The following is an 18,116-nucleotide window of genomic DNA, read 5'->3' as shown; positions in this document are numbered from 1 at the left end:
GTGCCGTATGATGTATGGCGGGATACGCGCAACTATTTGGGGTTCTGCCCTGCGGCGGTTTTGTGAAGAGCAATCCGGCTTGGCGGGAGTTCAAAATAGAAAAAAGAGTTCTTTTAAGACAGTGGCGGCATGGCGGTCTTGTTCCAGGTGCCGGTATCCGTGGCATAAGCTTTGGGCCTACCCTCTGAGGAGGGCGGGACACCCCAAAGATATGGGACGGGGCATCGGGCAAGGGGTTATGGTCCGTCCGCTTAAATACTCTTAACTGGCAGACCTGGCCGGATCTTTATATCTTTGGGAAAGAGAGAAAAAATGGAACAGTCGACTAATTGAACCCCCGCGTTGGATAAACGCGGGGGTTCTGTATTTAGGACCTAACAGCGTTTTAGGTCTAAAGGCCCTTTCTCATTTAGATTTTTATTTCTATTATTTAAATAATCACCTTAAGGAGAAAGAACTGTATGAAACACGCTGCTGTTCTATTCATAACGGCTTTGCTGTTGCTGCCGCAGTTTGTCATGGCGCAAAAAACACCGAAAACCACCGGCAAAGCTTTACAAAAATTATTAAAGCAAGAAGCCCGCAAAGCCCAAAAAGCCAAAGAAGTTATTTTACCAGTTCGCCAATGGGAAAGAGAAGTCGCCGCCACTCCGTCCACCTCGGAAGTAATACTGCCTGTACGCCAATGGGAACGCCCGCAGGAAACAAAAGCATTATCACTCGTAGAAAAGGCAGAACTCACCAATCAGTTGGAACTAATAGAAAATCTGCGCCGCGCTTTGCAAAAAGACCCGGCCATTATTGTTAAACCCAAATTTGCAAAACAAATGGAATCCTTAAATAAATTAGGGATTTCCATGCCTCAAATAACCCCTTGGCAGCAAAACGCCTCTGCTAAAAATAAAGAAGCCTTTGTGGCTGATTTGCAAAACCGCATAGAAACCGCTTTAAATAAAGCGCAAACAGATATTGCCACTAAACTGGGATACAAGCTGCCCAACTTGAATTTGCAACAAGTGATAAAAGCAAACCATAAAGATTTGTTGCTCGCCCGAGGACGCCACGAACAAAAATGGGAAGTCTTGCAAACTGCGATTGAAAAAAACAATCCTGTTCTTAGTTGGGGCACCCCGGGAATAGATTTAATTGAAATCGCTCCCATGCAGGGAAGTCACATCCAGGGTATTATGAAACAAATATCCCAGGAAAACCCCTCCTCTTTGGGCTCTATGTTAGATATTGTGCTCTATTCAAACATGAACCTTAAGCAGAAAAACGCGCTTATGCAGCATATTGCCGGCATGAGCGAATTATTAGGCTATAACTTTGTACAGGCCTATCTGCAACACTTTAAACAACTGCCCAATGCAAAAAATATCCGTACGACGGAATACACCGATTACCGCTTGTTAAACAAATATGCCCGTAATACCCAGGCAAACCTGCTGGAACGCCAATGGACGACTAACACCCCTATGACGAAAGAAGAAGCAACGGCTTTTACGTCTTTGGCTTCTTTAATAGATTATCCGTCTTCCAGCGCCACCATGTTGGCCATTTCACACGGGGAACACAAAGCCGCGCTTTGGTTACTGCGCCACGCTCCTACCAACGTAATCAGCAAAAAGATTACGCAATACTTATACGCCCAGTATAAGCCTAAAGAATACACTGTAATCTATTCTCACGGGGAAGATGCTGATCTGCCTGCCAAAACGGATATCCCTTTATATGATAAAAAAGCCCATCAGGCCGCTTTGGAAGCACGCTTGGAAATTTTAGGCCAGCGCATAGAAAACACCAGCCAGGAAATCACCAACCTTACGGACCGCGTCAACAATTTAAGCGCGCATATTGAAAACACCAAACAAACTTGGGGTGCGGACTTTAACCCGGAAAATACACAAGCCCAACTGCTGTATTTCCGCGCAGAACGCGCCAAGCTGGATGTATATGTAACCCGCTTAAAAGACCTGTCTAAAAAACTCCGCATAGAGTTTAAAGAAGTATACGGAGATTTGCAAGACCTCTTACGTCAATAGACATACCCAAAACCCCCGGCAAAAGCCGGGGGTTTTTCTTTTAGCGTTATTAACCAAGTATGACGCCGGCGGCTGTCCCCGCCGGGCAATAGTTTTCAGCACGGTTGGACCTAATAAACAAAAACCCTCCGCTAGGAAAAGGGCGTTTTTATAAAACAATAAAAACAGGCGGCTTTTACGCCGCCCGTTTTAACACTTTAGCTTTCTCTATTCTTTAATGCAAAGCTTCCAGCATAGCGGGGATAACATCATACAAATCCCCCTCCACCGCATAGTTGGCTACTTTCATAATGGGGGCCTGCGGGTCTTTATTAATGGCTACAATCACGTCCGCCCCGCTCATACCCGCCATATGCTGTATTTGACCGGAAATACCGCACGCAATATACACCTTGGGTTTTACCGTTCGCCCGGTAAGGCCAATTTGATAGCGGTAATCAATCCAGCCGTTATCCACCGGCGCGCGGGAAGCCGCCACGGCTCCGCCTAAGCGCTCCGCCAATTTTTTAAGCAAAGCGAACCCTTCCGGTTTACCTAAGCCGCGCCCGCCGGCTACAATCACTTCCGCCTCGGACAAATCCAGCCCTTCCCCTTCGTTTTTAATAAATTCAATAAATTTAGCCAAAGAGGTGTATTTTTTCGCGTCAAAAGAAAATTTAACTATTTCCCCTTTCCGCCCCGCCACGCGCGCGGCCTTTTCATAAGACATGGGGCGTAAAGAACACATCTCCGGGCGGGTTTTTTTGCAGGTAATGGTGGCCATCAAATTGCCGCCAAACGTGGGCCTTGTAGCATGCAGCTGCCCGTCCTCTTTGTTAATCAGCACTTCGGTAGCGTCCGCCGTTAATCCGGTTCCCGCAAATACGGCCGTTTTGGCGGATAAAGAGCGCCCCATATTGGTGGCGGGAAGCAAAAATTTGTTGGGTTTATATTGGGCAATCATGGCGGCCAATGTTTTGGCGTATACATCATCCACGTAATTTGCCAAGTGGGCGTCATCGCACACATACACGCTGTCCGCCCCGTATTCAAATAATTCGGCGGCAAATTTTTCCACTCCGCTGCCCAATAATACGGCGCAGAGTTTTTCGCCCAAATCATCGGCCAGCGTGCGCCCCGCGTTTAACAGTTCATAAGCGGTGGGGCTTAATTTGCCGTGGTTTACTTCGGCCAGTATCCAAACGTTTTTCCAATCTTTCATAAAAATTCCTTAAATATATTTATTTTCTTTTAGCAACTCCACCAATTTGGCGGCTTTTTCTTTTCCGTTGGTGCCTTCTACCGTTACGGCGCATACTTCCCGTTTGGGAACAAAAGACTTTACCACATTGGTGGGGCAGTTTTTAATACCCAATTTGGTTTTGTCAGCGGCTACGTCGTCCGCCGTCCACTTGGTAACCTGCGCCCGTTTGGCTAAAATGCGGCCCCTGGGGCTTTTTACACGCGGCTTATTGATTTCCTTCACCACGGACAATACGCACGGATAGGGTATTTCCAGCACGTCCGTGCCGTCTTCCGTCAAACGTTCCACGGTAACGGACTTTTCCCCCGCTTTTACCACTTTTTTCACAAACGCGGCGTTGGGCCAGCCCAGCCAGGCGGAAATTTGCGGGCCGATGTGTCCGGTATCGCTGTCATTGGTTTGTTTGCCGCAAATGACTAAATCCACCGGGGTTTTGGAAGCGATTTTTTCTATCCCTTTGGAAAGCGCGTAGCTGGTAGACCACGTGTCCGACCCGGCAAACGCCATATCCCCCAGCTGGTAAGCCTGGTCAGCCCCGCGGGCGATGCTGTCTTTCAGCACGGCTTCCGCCTGGGGCGGCCCCATGGTAATGACGGATACCGTCCCCCCCAACTGTTCTTTGAGGGTAACGGCCTCTTCCAAGGCGTACTCGTCAAACGGGTTGATATCGCTGGCGGCGCCGGAGCGGATTAAACAGCCGGTTTGTGGGTCTATTTTTACGTTGTCAGACTTAGGGGTCTGTTTTACGCAAGCAACAATATGCATGTAAATTCTCCTTATTCGCCCTGGGAGGCGTATTCTTTAATCAAAGCGGTGGCAATTTCATTCTTCTGAATATGCACCGTGCCTTCATAAATTTGGGTGATTTTAGCGTCACGCATAAACTTTTCCAGCGGGAACTCACGCGTATAAGCGATGCCGCCGCACAGGGTAACGCACTCATCCGCCACTTCCATAGCGGTGTTGGAGCAGAACAATTTGGCTTCCGCGCTGTACTTGGTCCAGCGGCCGCCCTTTATTTTTTTCAGCTCATCGTGGACGGACGTTCCGTTCTTTAACGCTTCTTTTACGGCGGGAAGGAATTCCTCGTCCATTCTATGCGTTATGCTGTACACCAAAGCGCGCCCGGCTTCCGTCTTGGCGGCCAGTTCAGCCACTTTGTGGGCCAGCGCCTGGAAAGTGATAATAGGCTGCCCGAATTGTTTGCGGGTGCGCAAATAGGGAATCGTTTCATCCAGCGCGCCTTGGGCAATGCCCACCGCCTGGGCCGCCACGCCGGGGCGGGAATAATCCAGCGTTTCCTGCAAATACAATAGCCCGCGGCCTTCGCTGCCAAGCAGGTTTTCTTTCGGCACGCGTACGTTCTCAAAAATCAGTTCATAAGTGGGGTTGGTGCGTATACCCATTTTTTGTTCTTTTTTGCCAAACGTAAAACCGGGAGTGCCTTTTTCTATCACCAGTAAAGAAATACCGCGCGCCCCGCGGGACGGATTGGTATTAACGGCCACGGTATAAAAATCCGCCTCTTTGCCGGTGGAAATAAAATGTTTGGTGCCGTTTACCACATAAAAATCCCCGTCTTTAATGGCGGTGGTTTTCAAGGCGGTAGCGTCAGAGCCGGCTTCCGGCTCCGTCAGCGCAAAAGCCCACAGTTTTTTGCCGCTGGCCAGATCATAGCACCAGCGTTCGCGCTGTTCTTTGGTGGCGGCCAAATACATGGGGATAGCGCCCAAGGCCGTGGTTCCCGGAGTAAGCGCTAAACCGGCGCACACGCGGGAAAGCTCTTCAAACGCCATAGCCAGGCAGGTAATCCCCCCGCCCAATCCGCCGTACTCTTCCGGCAGCCACAGGCCAAACATGCCGGACTTGCGGTACTCCTCTAACATTTCATGAGAAAATTCTTCCTTCGCGTCCATTTCCGCGCGTAAAGGTTTTAATTTCTTTTGGGCCAGTTCACGGGTGGCGTTTAGCACCTCTTGTTCCAGCTCGTTAATTGCGTAATCCATGGTTGTCTCCCGGTTTGGAATGTTTAAAATGTTTTTTATGTCTAAAGAAACGCCCCCGGCCGAACATCTTTTTAGTGGGCGGAACCAAGCTGCGGTATAAATGTTCCTGTTTCTTAATCATGGCCGGAATGGCAAATTCAGAAAAATCCCGCTTATCAATAGCGGCCTCAAAACGTTCCCGCAAGGCTGTATGGCGCAAAAGCACTTTTATTTTTTCAGCCAAGGCGCTGATGTCGCTGGGGCGCACCAAAAAACCCGTTTTATTGTTGGTAACCACCTCGCCGATGCCGTCCACGTCATAGCATACCACCGGCACCCGCATGGACATGGCCTCCAACAAAGACATAGGCAGCCCCTCGCGCAAAGAAACGCTGGCGTACACGTCGCTAATGGCTAACAGTTCCAACACGTCGCTGCGCCAGCCGGGCAAAATAACCTGCTTTTCTATACCCAGGTTGTGAATTAATTTTTCAGTGGTTTCTTTTAATTCCCCGTCCCCGGTGAAAATAAAGTACACGTTTTTCATTTGCATCAGCACTTTATGCGCGGCCAACACAAAATGAAGCGGGTTTTTTAACGGTTTAAAATTAGCTATCGCCAACACCACTTTTGCTTTTGGCGGAATACGCAAAGAAGCGCGTTTAGCGGCCGGGTCAAAATGAATGGGCAGCACGGGGCGGAAATTTACCCCCGCGCGTATCAGCTCCGTACGTACGCCCTTGCCTATACCCAGTTTTTTGGCTTCCGCCGCGTTGCGGCGCGATACGAAAACCAAAACATCCGTTAATTTTGCGCAAAATTTTTCCACCGACACAAAGGCTTTAAAACGTTTTTCTCCTTGTTCTTTGGCAAAGCCCAACCCGTGAAACGTGTGCACCACTTTTGCGCGCCGCCAAAATACGCGCGCCGCCACACGGCCTAGTATCCCGGCCTTAGGCGCGTTGGTGTGCACAATATCGGGCCGGACGCGGCGCATTAACAAGCCCATTTGAATAGTGGCCATTATATCGTGAAAAACCCATTTGGGGTGCACGTCATGGCGAAGCGCGGAAATAAAAAACAAATTTTTCAGTTCGTTTTTTATTTTTCCGTCCAACCTGCCGCCGCGCCCGGCGGCCAGATAAGCGTCAAACTGTTGTTTGTTTAAATTTTTGATGGTAGTCAACACGCTGGCCTGGGCGCCGCCCTGGTCCAAGCGGGTAATAAAGTAGAGTATTTTTGTTTTTTGCATACTATTTTATTTGTCCTGTTTTTATGTCCAGCAGGCGCGCTTGCGGGAAATAATACTTAATCACACCCATATAATCTAACCCTTCTTTTGCAAGTCCCTCGGCCCCTTGCAGGCATAAACCCACACCCAAGCCGGTATCATAACCGCGCACCATAAAAGAACGTATATTTTTACCTTTGTAGAAAGGAATTATCTCAAAAAAATTGGAGCGCAAAGACCCGGCCCCCAGCAAAAAAGAAATTTCCTGCGGGGTGTTAGCCTCATAACTGCCTTTACTGCCCACAAAACGCATGGATAAAATACGCCCGTTGGCGGTGCGTTTTAACGGTTCCAAAGCGCGCAAACGGCCAAATTTTCCTTGGCGTTGCAAACGTTGTTCCACGTCTTTGGCGTCAAACAAATATACCCATTTCACGTCAGACCAATGGGTAGAATCCTGCGGTTTGGAAACCAAGTCCGCCGGCGGGTTTGAAATCATGTATTTAGACACATTCACCGGCGAGAATTGATAATCCGGCTTTTGCATGGTGTTGGTACAGCCATCAGCCGTCAACGGGCCGCAGTCTTCATAAAAACCGGGCTGGGTGCCCTGCAAACGCACGCCGGCGGAAATACGCACAGCAGACAGCAGATTGGGAAACACCATGTTGATGCCTTTAAATTTAAAGAAGGAATCATTATCCGTAATATGATACTCGGCCTGCGGCTGTTGGTCTAGCGCGTCCAACAAAACGGAACGAAGCACCACCGCCAAAGCGCGCAGGGCTTCTTCTTGGCGGATTTCCTGCGTATGCGCCGCCAACAAAGCGGGAAGCAAATCTTCCGCGCGCACGGTGTTAATTAACGTCATGCCCCCTTCCTGGGGGATTATGGTTAAAGAACCTTTTAATTCTTTATCGCTTAAATCGGCTTCAAAAAGGTTTTGGGTATACGCGTCACGCACCAGCAGGGTGCGGTCGTCCTGGGTTAAGGTAACGGTAAAAGGGCGCTTGGCTGAAAATTCCACATGGCCTTTGGCGTCCATTAAATCCACAGACTGGGTTTGCGGGTTGTATTCAACGCGGCGTTCCTGGAAAGAAGCCAAGTTTTTTACTTCCCCCAGCTTTTCATCCGTGATACGGGCCGTGCCGGAAGGCACCAGCTTAATGCGCTGCAATACGGAGGGCTTGCCTTCCCGCGTGGCATATAGGGCCATTTTGACATCCGGGGAAACGACGGATTCCACCCGTGAAGCGATGGGAGATTCCAACCGCAAATAATACAGGAAATCTTCCGCCTTGGCGCCAATTTCTTTTTCATACTTGGCCATTTTTTTGGCCACTTCTTTATTTTGCGGGTCTAGGGAATACAAAGTGGCGTAATACTGCCAAGCGTGCAGTTTGTTCTTTTCTTTTTCCGCCAATTTAGCCAGCAGTTTCACGGCGGCGTAATTATTTTTGTCATGCTCCAGCGCCTGCTGCAAGAAAATAGGGGCAAATTGTTTGGAGCCTTTCATGCGGGAAGACACGTCCCCCAGCAGATAAGCCGTTAAAGAAATGGTGTACGGGTCTGACGTATACAGATATTGCAGGTCTTGGGCGGCCTTTTTTTCGTCCCCGTCAAAGTACCAGCTTAACGCCGTGCCCAGCTTGGCGGAGGAAACATATTCAAAGTCCGCAGTCAAATACATTAAATCCGCAAAGGCTTTGCGGGCCTTTTTATATTTGCCCAAAGAAAGACATATCCAGCCGCTGGAAAGAACGGGGAACGGGTCGTCCGGCGTGAGTTTTACAGCCGTTTGAGCGTATTTTAACGCTTCTTTAGGCATGCCGCGCTGCATGGAAAGGACGGCCAGCTCCATATTGGCGGCGGAAGCCACGGCGGGGTTAGCGTCCGTCTCAAAGCCTTTTAAAGAGAAAAAACATTCATCGCCAAGGCCTTGGAGGCATTTATCCATGGCGTTTTCAAACTCAGCCGGCAGGGTATAAGAAAGCACGCTTTTAAACAAAGCCGGGTCACTCAAGCGCGACTGCATTTTCACCGCCGTTAAAGAAGTGGTGGTGGTAATACGCCCGGGCTGCTGGGAAGGTTGCTCCCGCGGCTCCTCTTGCTGCGTTTGGGCGGAAACCGAAGAAGAAAACGCCGGCTGCTGCACTGCACCAACCGGGGGGACCCCGTCAAAAATAGACGCCTGGGAAACACCCGCCCCGAAACAAATAAAACAAAGGGTAAAAATTGCGTGTTTTCTCATATACAAATTATAACAAATTAGCTATACCTTTAAAATAAAAAACCCGCCTTGCCAAAACGGCAAAGCGGGTTACAAAATACTAAGCATTTTTATGCTTGAACTGCGCATTATAGAGGGACGCATACGCCCCGCCGGGGATTTGCAATAAATCCCGGTGGGTGCCTTTTTCCACTATTTCCCCTTGGTTAAGCACCACAATCATATCGGCGTTTTCCACGGTGGACAGGCGGTGCGCAATGACAAACACCGTTTTGTTTTTGGTCAGGTTGTCTAAGGCTTTTTGCACCACCGCCTCTGATTTATTGTCTAAAGCGCTGGTGGCCTCATCCAACACAATTACCGGCGCGTTTTTAATAAAAGCCCGGGCAATGGCCACACGCTGGCGCTGACCGCCGGAAAGCGTAATGCCGCGCTCACCCAGTACCGTATCCAGCCCGTCTTTTAAAGTAGCGATAAAGCTGTCTAAATGGGCGTTTTTTACGGCTTCTTTCAAATCCGCCTCCGTAGCGCCCGGGCGGCCGATTAAAATATTATCGCGTATGGTGCCGGAAAATAAGAAATTATCTTGAAATACCACCGCCATTTGGTCCCGCAGGGAAGAAAGCGTAAAATTCCGTATATCTTTTCCGTCTACGCTCACGCGGCCTTTTTGCGGGTCATAAAAACGCGGCAGCAGGCTGACGATGGTGGATTTTCCCCCTCCGGAATTGCCCACAAAAGCCACCGTATGGCCCACCGGAACGGTTAAATCAATATCCTTTAACACCCACACGCCGGGCTTATAGGCAAAGGAAACATTTTCAAAGCGGATTTCTTTTCTGATGCCGGTTAAAGAAGCGGCGGAAGAATCGTCCGCAATCTCTGTCTTTAAAGAGAATATGTCAAAAATACGGTCAATAGCCAAAAACGCCTTTTTAATTTCCACATAATTGTCCCCCATGGTTTTTACCGGGGTGTACAGCATTAAAAGCGCCGTTACGAAAGAGGCGAAATTACCGCTGGTAATAGTACCTTTTACAATCATGGAGCTGCTCTGCCAAAACACCAGCGCCAGCCCTAAAGAAACAATAAAATGCATCACCGGGGAAAGCCAGCCCGTGTGCTTAATCATACCCATGTTTAAATTGAAAGCGGTTTCCATCAAATGGTTAAAGCGCCGCTTTTGGTCTTTCTGCAGGTTATAAGCGGCAATGGTGCGGTTTCCGTTAAACGTTTCATTATAGGCGCGCATGGCGATGGAGCTGACCATCACCGTATCACGCACCAGTTCTTCCAGCTTGCGCCGCACAACAATAATTAATCCGCCCGCCGCGCCAAACGCGCCCAAAGCAATTAAAGTAAGCTGCCAAGAATTATACAAAAGCACGCACACCAACGTAATGGAAGAGAATACCCGCGTTACTATTAAACGCAAATTATTAATTAGGCCGTTGCAGGCGGTGTCCGCGTCGTTGTTAAAACGCATCATCACAAAGCCGGAATCCACATTGTCAAAATAACCGGTGTGCATAGATAGAAGTTTTTCAAATAATTTTTTACGCACGCCCAGCGTAATTTTATTGCCCACCCAAGTGTTTAAATACTTCACCACATACGTAAGAACGCTTTGCAACAGCACAAAAGCTATAATAAGAACCGGTATCCACGCGGCAAATAAAGCGTCTTTATTTACCAGTACGTCATCGGTATAATATTTCATGAACATGGCTACGGTAGCGTCCAACGCGCCTACCGGCAGAGCTAATATCAGCCCTAACGCGGCCCTAAACCAATACGGTTTTACAAAAGGCCACATCTTTTTATAATTGGCTACCAAAGGCTGCTGGCGAATCACTTCCCCCAAGGGGCGGGTAAAAATATTTTGCGTCATAAAAGTTGTAATCTCCGGGCTTGGCGTTTATTTTAGATTATAACAATTCCCGTCCGGATTTGTCCCCCGGCAAACAGGGGTTGAAAAAAACACTTTACTTTGCTAAACTAATCAAACAGCCGTAAAAAACCGCCAGGTTTACAGACGGCAAAGAACAAGAAACACTTCACACAACAAGGGGATTTTATGGTTATCAAAAAAGCGAACAAAGACGCATTGACCGCAGCCGAAATTAAAGAAATCAAAGCCCACCTGCTGGCGCTAAAAGAAGACGCCGCGGCCCGCTTAAAAGATAAAAAAAATATGGATATGCCAGACAATGAGGTGGGGGACCCCATTGACGATGCCTCCAAAAGCTTAGACAAAGAAATTTTATTTGAATTATCCGGCAACGCCCATAAAACGCTGGACCAAATTGAAGCCGCTTTGCGCAAAATAGACAAAGGCATTTACGGCATTTGCGAATATTGCCGCCAGCCTATACCTAAAAAACGCATTAAAGCCCTTCCGTTCGCGCGCTATTGCATTAACTGCCAACACACGACGGAATCCCACCAACATTAATCGCAATCTATTTGAAAACACCGCCCGGCCATTACAGCCGGGCGGTGTTTTGTGTCCGCATAACCTGACTAAAACAAAACCCCGGCTGAAAGCCGGGGTTTAAATACAGCCAGCAAAGCTATCTATCCCTATATGGGATAAAAACCACCTGAGTGCGGCGCAAATCCCGGGCATTGGCTACAATTTTATAGGTGTCTTGGGATACGCCTATACGAAAACCCCGGCGGTCCAGCGTGGATTGGATATCCCGCTGAAACTGCACCGGATCGCCGGACAAAAGCACCAAACGCTGCAAATCATTGGTAAAATAACCATACAGCCCGTGATGAATTTCCTGCAGTAAAGACAAATCTTCCAATGTCTTTTCCGCGCGGTACACATAAGAACGCTGCAACAAAGACCCTTGGGCAAACAGTTGATGGTATACCATCCAACCCAACAAACAAACCAGCCCCGCCCCCACCATACCAATGGCTACCGTTTCTCCCGTTCCTTTAGGGCGCAGGCGCACCACCACGCTGTGAGCCATAAAATCATGCAAGGTGCGTTTCCTTTCTTCAAAAAAGGCAAGGAAAAAGCCTAAAAACAAAATAGCCGCGCTGATGATATATCCTATTGCGCGCACAATCGCCCGAAAGAAACCGATAGGGCTCTCCGGGTCACTGGCCGAGGCAACCGCTATCCCCATTAATTTTTTCCCCAGCGTAACCCGCCCTCCGCAGGAAAAAATTCCCTCATACAAAACAAATACAGCCAACAGTAAAGCCTCTATTACCAGCAACTGGGAAAACGTTTCCATATTACGGCCCAGCGTATTCATTAAAATGAATTGCCCCGGTATCATAATGATGGAAACATCCACCAACAAAGCGATAAAGCGTTCAGAAAAAGAGGCATATTCTACGCCTGAAGATTCCGCCCTCACCGTAGGAATAGGCGCTGAGGAAGCGTCTTCCTGCGCGAAAATATTAATTCTGGTTTCTGGTATATTATCAGGCATAAACACCCCTTTATAAAAACCTTTTAAGTTTTATTTATTATAACAAGTTTTTATCCGTACGCACAGAAAAAAGGCGCCCCAAAGGCGCCTTTTATAAATTTTACTGAAGTATGTTTACGCGGCTATCCCCAACGAGGAGAACAATACATACAGCAAGAACACGCACACCACAATAGCCACGCTCATCACCACCCCGTGTTTCCAGGGGGTAATATCCACCACCTGCAGGTCTTTGCTGTCATCATATTTATTGGAGGAGGGCCAAAAGATGCCCGTCACGTACATAAATACAATGCTGATGACAAACAAAATAGCCATAATATGCAGGAAATGCAGGCTGCAAAACGCGCTCAGCCAAGAGATATGTTCTTTCCACGCCATAAAGCTAAGCTTAGCAGGCAGCTGGGTAATACCATAAGCAATAATAAAGAAAACCAGCGTTACCTTGGCCGCCCAAGCCGGCGCCCGTTTGTTTAACATACCAAAAATCATCAGCGTAAATATAGGCACGTTATAAAAACCGTTCACCATTTGCAAATAGTTAAATAAACCGCTGGGAGCCTTGGCAATAAGCGGCGCCACGCACATAGAAAACACCGCCAAACCAATCCCCACCCATTTGCCTTTGCTTACCAGTTCCGCATCCGTGGCATTGGGTTTAAAAGGTTTATATACGTTAAGCATAAACAGGGTGGAAGTGGAATTCAGCGCCGCGTTGAAAGAGCTTAATATAGCCCCAAACAATACCGCGGCAAAGAAACCTATTAAATACGTAGGCAATACCGTATTGACCAACATGGGGTAAGCCATATCCCCTACCGCCAAGGGTTTATCCATAAAAATATGGAAAGCCACTACGCCCGGTAAAATTAAATAGATGGGGCCGATCAACTTAAACACAGCGGCCAAGAGCAAACCCTTTTGCCCTTCTTTTAAGTTTTTAGCGGCCAGCGCGCGCTGGATAATGGTTTGGTTGCAACCCCAGTAGAACAGGTTCACCAAAAACATACCCGTAAACATGGTGGCAAAGGGAACCGGGTCATTCGGCCCGCCGATGGCGTTGAATTTTTCCGGGTGAGCCTGCACCACAGTGGTCAGCCCGGTAAACATATTGCCGTCACCCACGTACATAAGGGCAAATATTGGCACCATTAAACCGCCGAAAATCAAACCGACCCCGTTAAGCGTATCGGCAATGGCCATAATGCGCAGCCCGCCAAACACCGTATACAAACACCCCAGCACGCCAATAGCCACCACCACTACGATAATGGACTGCATGGCCGAAATATGGAACGTATCCATAATGTTGAAAATACCGCCCATACCAATAGCGCCGGAATACAAAACAGTGGGAAGCAAAATAAGCACATATCCCGCTAAAAACAGAAAATTGACAAACTGTTTGGTAACCGCGTCATAGCGTTCCCCAATAAAGTCCGGTATCGTGGCATACCCTTTTTTAAGGTAGCGAGGCAGAAAGAAAAACGCCACAATAACAAGCGCCAAAGAAGCGCCCAGCTCATAGCCGATGCCGGAAATGTTGAACATATATCCCTGTCCGTTCAACCCCACCATCTGCTCGGTAGACAGGTTAGTAAGCAGCAAAGACGCCGCAATAACCCACCCGGTTAAACCTCTTCCTGCCAAAAAATACCCTTCGGAAGAAGAGGTATCATTTTTACGCGTCAGGTAATAAGACAACCCTAACACCAACGCGGTAAACCCTACGAAAGAAGAGACGGTCAACAACATGGTTTCCTCCGCTTAAACAACCAGCATTTAATAATTTAGTGATTTTACAACGCCGAACGGCTTTTGCTGCGCGCTCTACCCAAGGCCGGCGTAACACCTCTTGATAAAACGCTTCTTAACGGCTATACTCTTTTTATATCGGTGTGTCTAAAAAATATTGTAAATATAAAAGCAAAGAACGTCAACTAAAATCAGGGAGTAACTATGATCAGCGGGTGCTTAATGGGAATTATGCTGGCTGTTATTGCCGCCTTTGCGGTAGCCTATCTTAAATTTAAATCGTTGGATAAAGCAGTAAAAACCGCTTGGCTTCGTTTAGACGGCAGGCTAAAAGACCGCGCGCAATATATTTCCCCCGTTGCCCTGCAGGCCGCCAATATGCCGGACATACAGCGTCCTTTTGTATACCATCTGCAGGCTTTAAAAGACGAATGCCAACACTCAACCGCTATCGCGCGCCGCGCGGCGTATGAAACGGAAGTCACCCAAAAATTCAAAACCGTATTTTCCGCCGCCCGCAAATATCCGCAGCTACAGCAAGACGAACATTTTTTAAAACTTCAAACCGCCGTCACCCGGGCACAAGCCCGCTTAAAAAAAGCCAAAACACGCTATAACAGCGCCGTACAGCAGTATAACACGCTAACCAGCACCATTCCGTTAAACTTGCTTGCCCAAGCGTTGGAATTTCCCAAGCACGAATATTTTTCTTTGGAAAAATAAGTTTCCATTATAAAAAAGCCCGCTTAAAAGCGGGCTTTTTAAATGGTTGCCTCCGTTTTTAAGCCACGTCCTCTTTAGTAATGGCGGGAAGCGCTTCAAACAGCGGGGCCGGCTGCACCCGGCAAATGGAACACACGATATTCGCGGGAAAAGTTTCAAACAATTTATTATAAGCCGCCACCGCCCCATTATACTGGTTGCGCAGAATATCCAGGTTGCTGTTGGCCTTTTGCACCGCCTGTTGGGCGCCGGTCCAACGGGAATCCGCCGCCAAGGCGGGAAAAGCCTCCTGCAATAAAAGGGAGCTTTTTAACAAAGAGACAAAGGGTTCCTCCCGGGAAGCGACCAGCTGCACGTCATCCAAATTTTGGATTTGTTCGGCAAGGGGTTTTTCAAAATCCTGCACAAACGGGTCTTGCGCGGCGGCTTCTTTTGCTAAATCTAAAATACGGGCCCCCGCCGCTTGGCGTACGCGGATCTGGCCGCAAATGCCATTCCAAGAGGCGTTGATCTCCGCCTGAAACCCCACAATTTTACTATGGACGGGATTCCACAATTTAGTGTAGCCGAAATACCCGGCCACTCCCAGCACCAATAAATCAAATATCATAATAACTCCTTACGTTTATATATAAACTTAACCAAAACTATCTGCTCATCTCTTCCAAGCGGCGAATACGCTCTTCTATGGGCGGGTGGGTGGATAACATGCCAGACAGCATATCAAACAACCCCACGCTAGTCAACGGATTGGCAATACACATAGCCGCCATACTGTGCGAATGCTGAAGCGATTCTGTTTTGCAATTGCCCGAAATTTTACGCAGCGCACTGGCCAAAGCCAACGGGTGGCGCGTAGTTAACGCGGCGGTAGCGTCCGCCTGGTATTCCCGCTGGCGGGAAAGAGCCAAACGGATTAACGGGGCGATAATATATCCATAAATCAAAAAACCCAAACCAATCAATATCAAAAGCAAACGGCCATTCCCGCCGCTTTTACCGCTGGAGCGCCCGCCCCACAAACCAATACGCAGGCAAATCTCCCCCATTAAAGTAAAAAAGGATATCCCCGCCACGGTAAGCATCATGAGGCGTATGTCCCGGTTTTCTATATGCGCCAGCTCATGGGCGGCCACTCCCTCCAGTTCGGCCCGTTCCAACTTCTGTAAAATTCCCCTAGTGAAAGCAATGGCGGCGTGCTGAGGGTCCCTCCCTGTGGCAAAGGCGTTTAACGTAGAGTCATCTATAATATAAATATCCGGGGTAGGCAAACCGCGGGTAATGGCCAAATTCTCCACCAAACGGTATAGTTCCGTCTGGTTATCCGGCGTTACTTTTACGGCGCCGGCGCAATGCATAATCAAAGTATCCCCCACGTAATAGGAAACCAAAATCCACCCCATAGCAAACAACCACAGCACCGGCACCCAACGCAACACCATTTCCGCAATCAATTCTAGACGGGTAGTAGGCAAACAGCCCGCATCATATGGGCCGCAGTAATTCACAACCGTTTGAGCATCCACCCCGCCAAGCATCATTATTATCCCAATCACCGCCGCGGCCGTAATGGCAAAGGTAACGGGAAACAATAAAATTAAAAGGCCGGAACGCCATTTATTTTGTGAAATATGCGCGTATGTATTCATAATGTTACACCCAAATAGAATAAACTATATTTATTTTACTTGTATTTTAATATTTTAGCCAGCCAAACTTTACCCGCCTTGGCGTTGCGCCGCTTTTTAAGAAAATCAAATGCGCAAATATAAAAATTTTTCCAAAGATTACCCGGCAAAGTTTTGCAGCAGAAAACAGCCCTAGGCGGATAAAGCCCGCGGCGGGGCTTTGGAAAAAATAAAAACGCGTTTACATTTCTCTCAAGCGTCTGATACGTTCAAACGCAGGGGGATGGGAAGCCCTCAGCCCCGCCAAGAAACCAAACACCCCCTTTGAATCCAGCGGGTCAGCTATACACATGGCGGACATAGAGGCGTGGGCGTCTAAAATTTCCACCCGGGGGTCTTTGCTTATTTTTTGTAAAGCGCTGGCCAGCGCCAAAGGGTGCCGCGTCATTAAAGCGGCGGAAGCGTCAGCCAAATATTCCCGCGTACGGGACAGTGCCAACCGAACAAGAGGCGCCACCAAAAACCCGTACACAGCCAAAAATACCCCCAACACGGCAAACGCCGCAGCTCCAACTACGGCTGATGGCCGGCCATGACGGGTCTCCACCCTTTTGGCAGACAACAACGCCCAATGAAAACATACCTCAGACAAAAACGTAAAAAAAGACACATAAACCACCGCCAGCAGCATTAAACGCGTATCATTATTTTGAATATGCGCCAGCTCATGGGCCAACACGCCTTCCAGTTCCACCCGTTCCAGTTTATCAATAATGCCTCGCGTTAACACAATGGCGGCCGTTTGCGGGTCCCGCCCAACGGCAAAAGCATTTAAAGAGCGGTCATTAATCACACACAGCCGCGGCATAGGCATTCCCTGGGAAATACACAGATTTTCAGTCAAGCGGTAGGCCTCCGGTTCTTCATTCCGCGTCACCTCCGTAGCGGCGGAAAAATACAATAACATTCTATCCCCGCAGAAATAAGACACCAACATCCAAACCAGCACAGCCGCCGCCAACCAAGGCAATATTTCCAGCATGGTTTGATTAACCCAATCCATAACAGAAACGGCTCGCGACACCCTGACCAGCGAATCAGTGGCCTTATCATACTTATAGGAACCGACGCTAAACCACCAATACCCCCACGCACCAACATAAAACCACAAGAAAATAGTTGCCGGAAACAACAAAACAAGCAGCCAACTGCGCCGCTTGTTTTGTGTTATATGTTGGTAAACCGTCAGCATATCCAACCGTTAAAACTGCACTTTTACGGCTTTTTTAGCTTCTTGTTCTTCTTCTCCCAATTCAAAGAATTCCGCTTTCTGGAAATTAAAGGCATTAGCAATAATATTGCTGGGGAACATCTCCGCCTTGGTGTTTAAAGCCAGCACATTGGCATTATAAAAACGGCGGGCGGCTTGGATTTTGTCTTCCGTATCGCGCAGTTCGCGCTGCAGTTCCATAAAGTTTTGATTGGCCTTTAAATCCGGATAGTTTTCAGACAAAGCGAAAATGGATTTAAGCGCACCGGTGAGCATATTTTCGCTCTTGGCCACTTCTTTCATATCCGCATGGGGAGCCATGGCTATATTACGCGCCTGGATTACTTTTTCCAGGGTTCCGCTTTCATGCGCGGCATACCCTTTTACCGTTTCCACCAAATTGGGGATTAGGTCATAGCGGCGCTTCATTTGTACTTCAATGTCGCTCCACGCTTCTTTTACGCGGTTTTTTAATGTTACAAAACCGTTATAGGTCATACCCACATAAGCCACTAACACAACTACTATTACGATTAAAATAATCATTCTCCCTC

The 18,116-nt window shown here is 48.2% G+C and carries 15 protein-coding genes; 3 read left to right on the top strand and 12 right to left on the bottom strand.

What is annotated here, in order from left to right:
- Positions 1-461: 461 nt before the first annotated feature.
- Positions 462-2,042: a hypothetical protein gene (locus tag ACQY33_RS04655; RefSeq protein ID WP_428074419.1), complete on the top strand. Its 1,581-nt coding sequence runs from the start codon at positions 462-464 to the stop codon at positions 2,040-2,042.
- 214 nt (positions 2,043-2,256) lie between these two features.
- Here the strand turns inward: ACQY33_RS04655 and ACQY33_RS04650 are convergent, their stop codons facing one another.
- From ACQY33_RS04650 to ACQY33_RS04625, 6 genes are all read right to left on the bottom strand, one after another.
- Positions 2,257-3,243 (bottom strand): electron transfer flavoprotein subunit alpha/FixB family protein, encoded by a 987-nt coding sequence (locus tag ACQY33_RS04650; RefSeq protein ID WP_428074417.1) that lies wholly within the window; start codon positions 3,241-3,243, stop codon positions 2,257-2,259.
- A gap of 9 nt (positions 3,244-3,252) precedes the next feature.
- Entirely contained in the window at positions 3,253-4,050 is a 798-nt protein-coding gene (locus ACQY33_RS04645; RefSeq protein ID WP_428074415.1) for an electron transfer flavoprotein subunit beta/FixA family protein, read from the bottom strand.
- An 11-nt stretch (positions 4,051-4,061) separates the two neighbouring features.
- On the bottom strand, positions 4,062-5,291 hold the full coding sequence (locus ACQY33_RS04640) for an acyl-CoA dehydrogenase family protein (protein WP_428074413.1): 1,230 nt from the start codon (positions 5,289-5,291) through the stop codon (positions 4,062-4,064).
- On the bottom strand, positions 5,275-6,522 hold the full coding sequence (locus tag ACQY33_RS04635) for a glycosyltransferase family 4 protein (protein WP_428074411.1): 1,248 nt from the start codon (positions 6,520-6,522) through the stop codon (positions 5,275-5,277). Before ACQY33_RS04635 ends, ACQY33_RS04640 begins: the two co-directional genes overlap by 17 nt.
- Position 6,523: 1 nt before the next feature.
- Positions 6,524-8,752, bottom strand: a complete 2,229-nt coding sequence (locus ACQY33_RS04630; RefSeq protein WP_428074409.1) for a SpoIID/LytB domain-containing protein — start codon at positions 8,750-8,752, stop codon at positions 6,524-6,526.
- A 79-nt stretch (positions 8,753-8,831) separates the two neighbouring features.
- The gene (locus tag ACQY33_RS04625; RefSeq protein ID WP_428074407.1) at positions 8,832-10,622 is read right to left on the bottom strand and encodes an ABC transporter ATP-binding protein; all 1,791 of its coding nucleotides are present in this window, start codon (positions 10,620-10,622) and stop codon (positions 8,832-8,834) included.
- Positions 10,623-10,808: 186 nt separating this feature from the next.
- On the opposite strand from ACQY33_RS04625, the gene ACQY33_RS04620 reads away from it, so the two are divergent.
- On the top strand, positions 10,809-11,186 hold the full coding sequence (locus ACQY33_RS04620) for a TraR/DksA family transcriptional regulator (protein WP_428074405.1): 378 nt from the start codon (positions 10,809-10,811) through the stop codon (positions 11,184-11,186).
- Between the two features lie 118 nt (positions 11,187-11,304).
- On the opposite strand, the gene ACQY33_RS04615 is transcribed toward ACQY33_RS04620, so the two are convergent.
- Both ACQY33_RS04615 and ACQY33_RS04610 read right to left on the bottom strand, forming a co-directional pair.
- Positions 11,305-12,186 (bottom strand): RDD family protein, encoded by an 882-nt coding sequence (locus tag ACQY33_RS04615; RefSeq protein ID WP_428074403.1) that lies wholly within the window; start codon positions 12,184-12,186, stop codon positions 11,305-11,307.
- Positions 12,187-12,300: 114 nt separating this feature from the next.
- On the bottom strand, positions 12,301-13,941 hold the full coding sequence (locus ACQY33_RS04610; RefSeq protein ID WP_428074401.1) for a solute:sodium symporter family transporter: 1,641 nt from the start codon (positions 13,939-13,941) through the stop codon (positions 12,301-12,303).
- A gap of 204 nt (positions 13,942-14,145) precedes the next feature.
- On the opposite strand from ACQY33_RS04610, the gene ACQY33_RS04605 reads away from it, so the two are divergent.
- Entirely contained in the window at positions 14,146-14,664 is a 519-nt protein-coding gene (locus tag ACQY33_RS04605) for a LemA family protein (RefSeq protein ID WP_428074399.1), read from the top strand.
- A gap of 58 nt (positions 14,665-14,722) precedes the next feature.
- Here ACQY33_RS04605 and ACQY33_RS04600 read toward each other — a convergent pair whose 3' ends face one another.
- From ACQY33_RS04600 to ACQY33_RS04585, 4 genes are all read right to left on the bottom strand, one after another.
- A complete protein-coding gene (locus tag ACQY33_RS04600; RefSeq protein WP_428074397.1) occupies positions 14,723-15,274 on the bottom strand; it encodes a LemA family protein in 552 nt (183 codons plus the stop codon).
- A 37-nt stretch (positions 15,275-15,311) separates the two neighbouring features.
- Entirely contained in the window at positions 15,312-16,313 is a 1,002-nt protein-coding gene (locus tag ACQY33_RS04595; RefSeq protein WP_428074395.1) for a M48 family metallopeptidase, read from the bottom strand.
- A gap of 220 nt (positions 16,314-16,533) precedes the next feature.
- On the bottom strand, positions 16,534-17,355 hold the full coding sequence (locus tag ACQY33_RS04590) for a M48 family metallopeptidase (protein WP_428074393.1): 822 nt from the start codon (positions 17,353-17,355) through the stop codon (positions 16,534-16,536).
- A 198-nt stretch (positions 17,356-17,553) separates the two neighbouring features.
- Positions 17,554-18,108, bottom strand: a complete 555-nt coding sequence (locus ACQY33_RS04585) for a LemA family protein (RefSeq protein WP_428074391.1) — start codon at positions 18,106-18,108, stop codon at positions 17,554-17,556.
- Positions 18,109-18,116: the final 8 nt, after the last annotated feature.

It is taken from the genome of Candidatus Avelusimicrobium aviculae (assembly GCF_949292495.1).
Lineage (GTDB): Bacteria > Elusimicrobiota > Elusimicrobia > Elusimicrobiales > Elusimicrobiaceae > Avelusimicrobium > Avelusimicrobium aviculae.
This window is presented reverse-complemented; position numbering and strand designations above follow the sequence as displayed.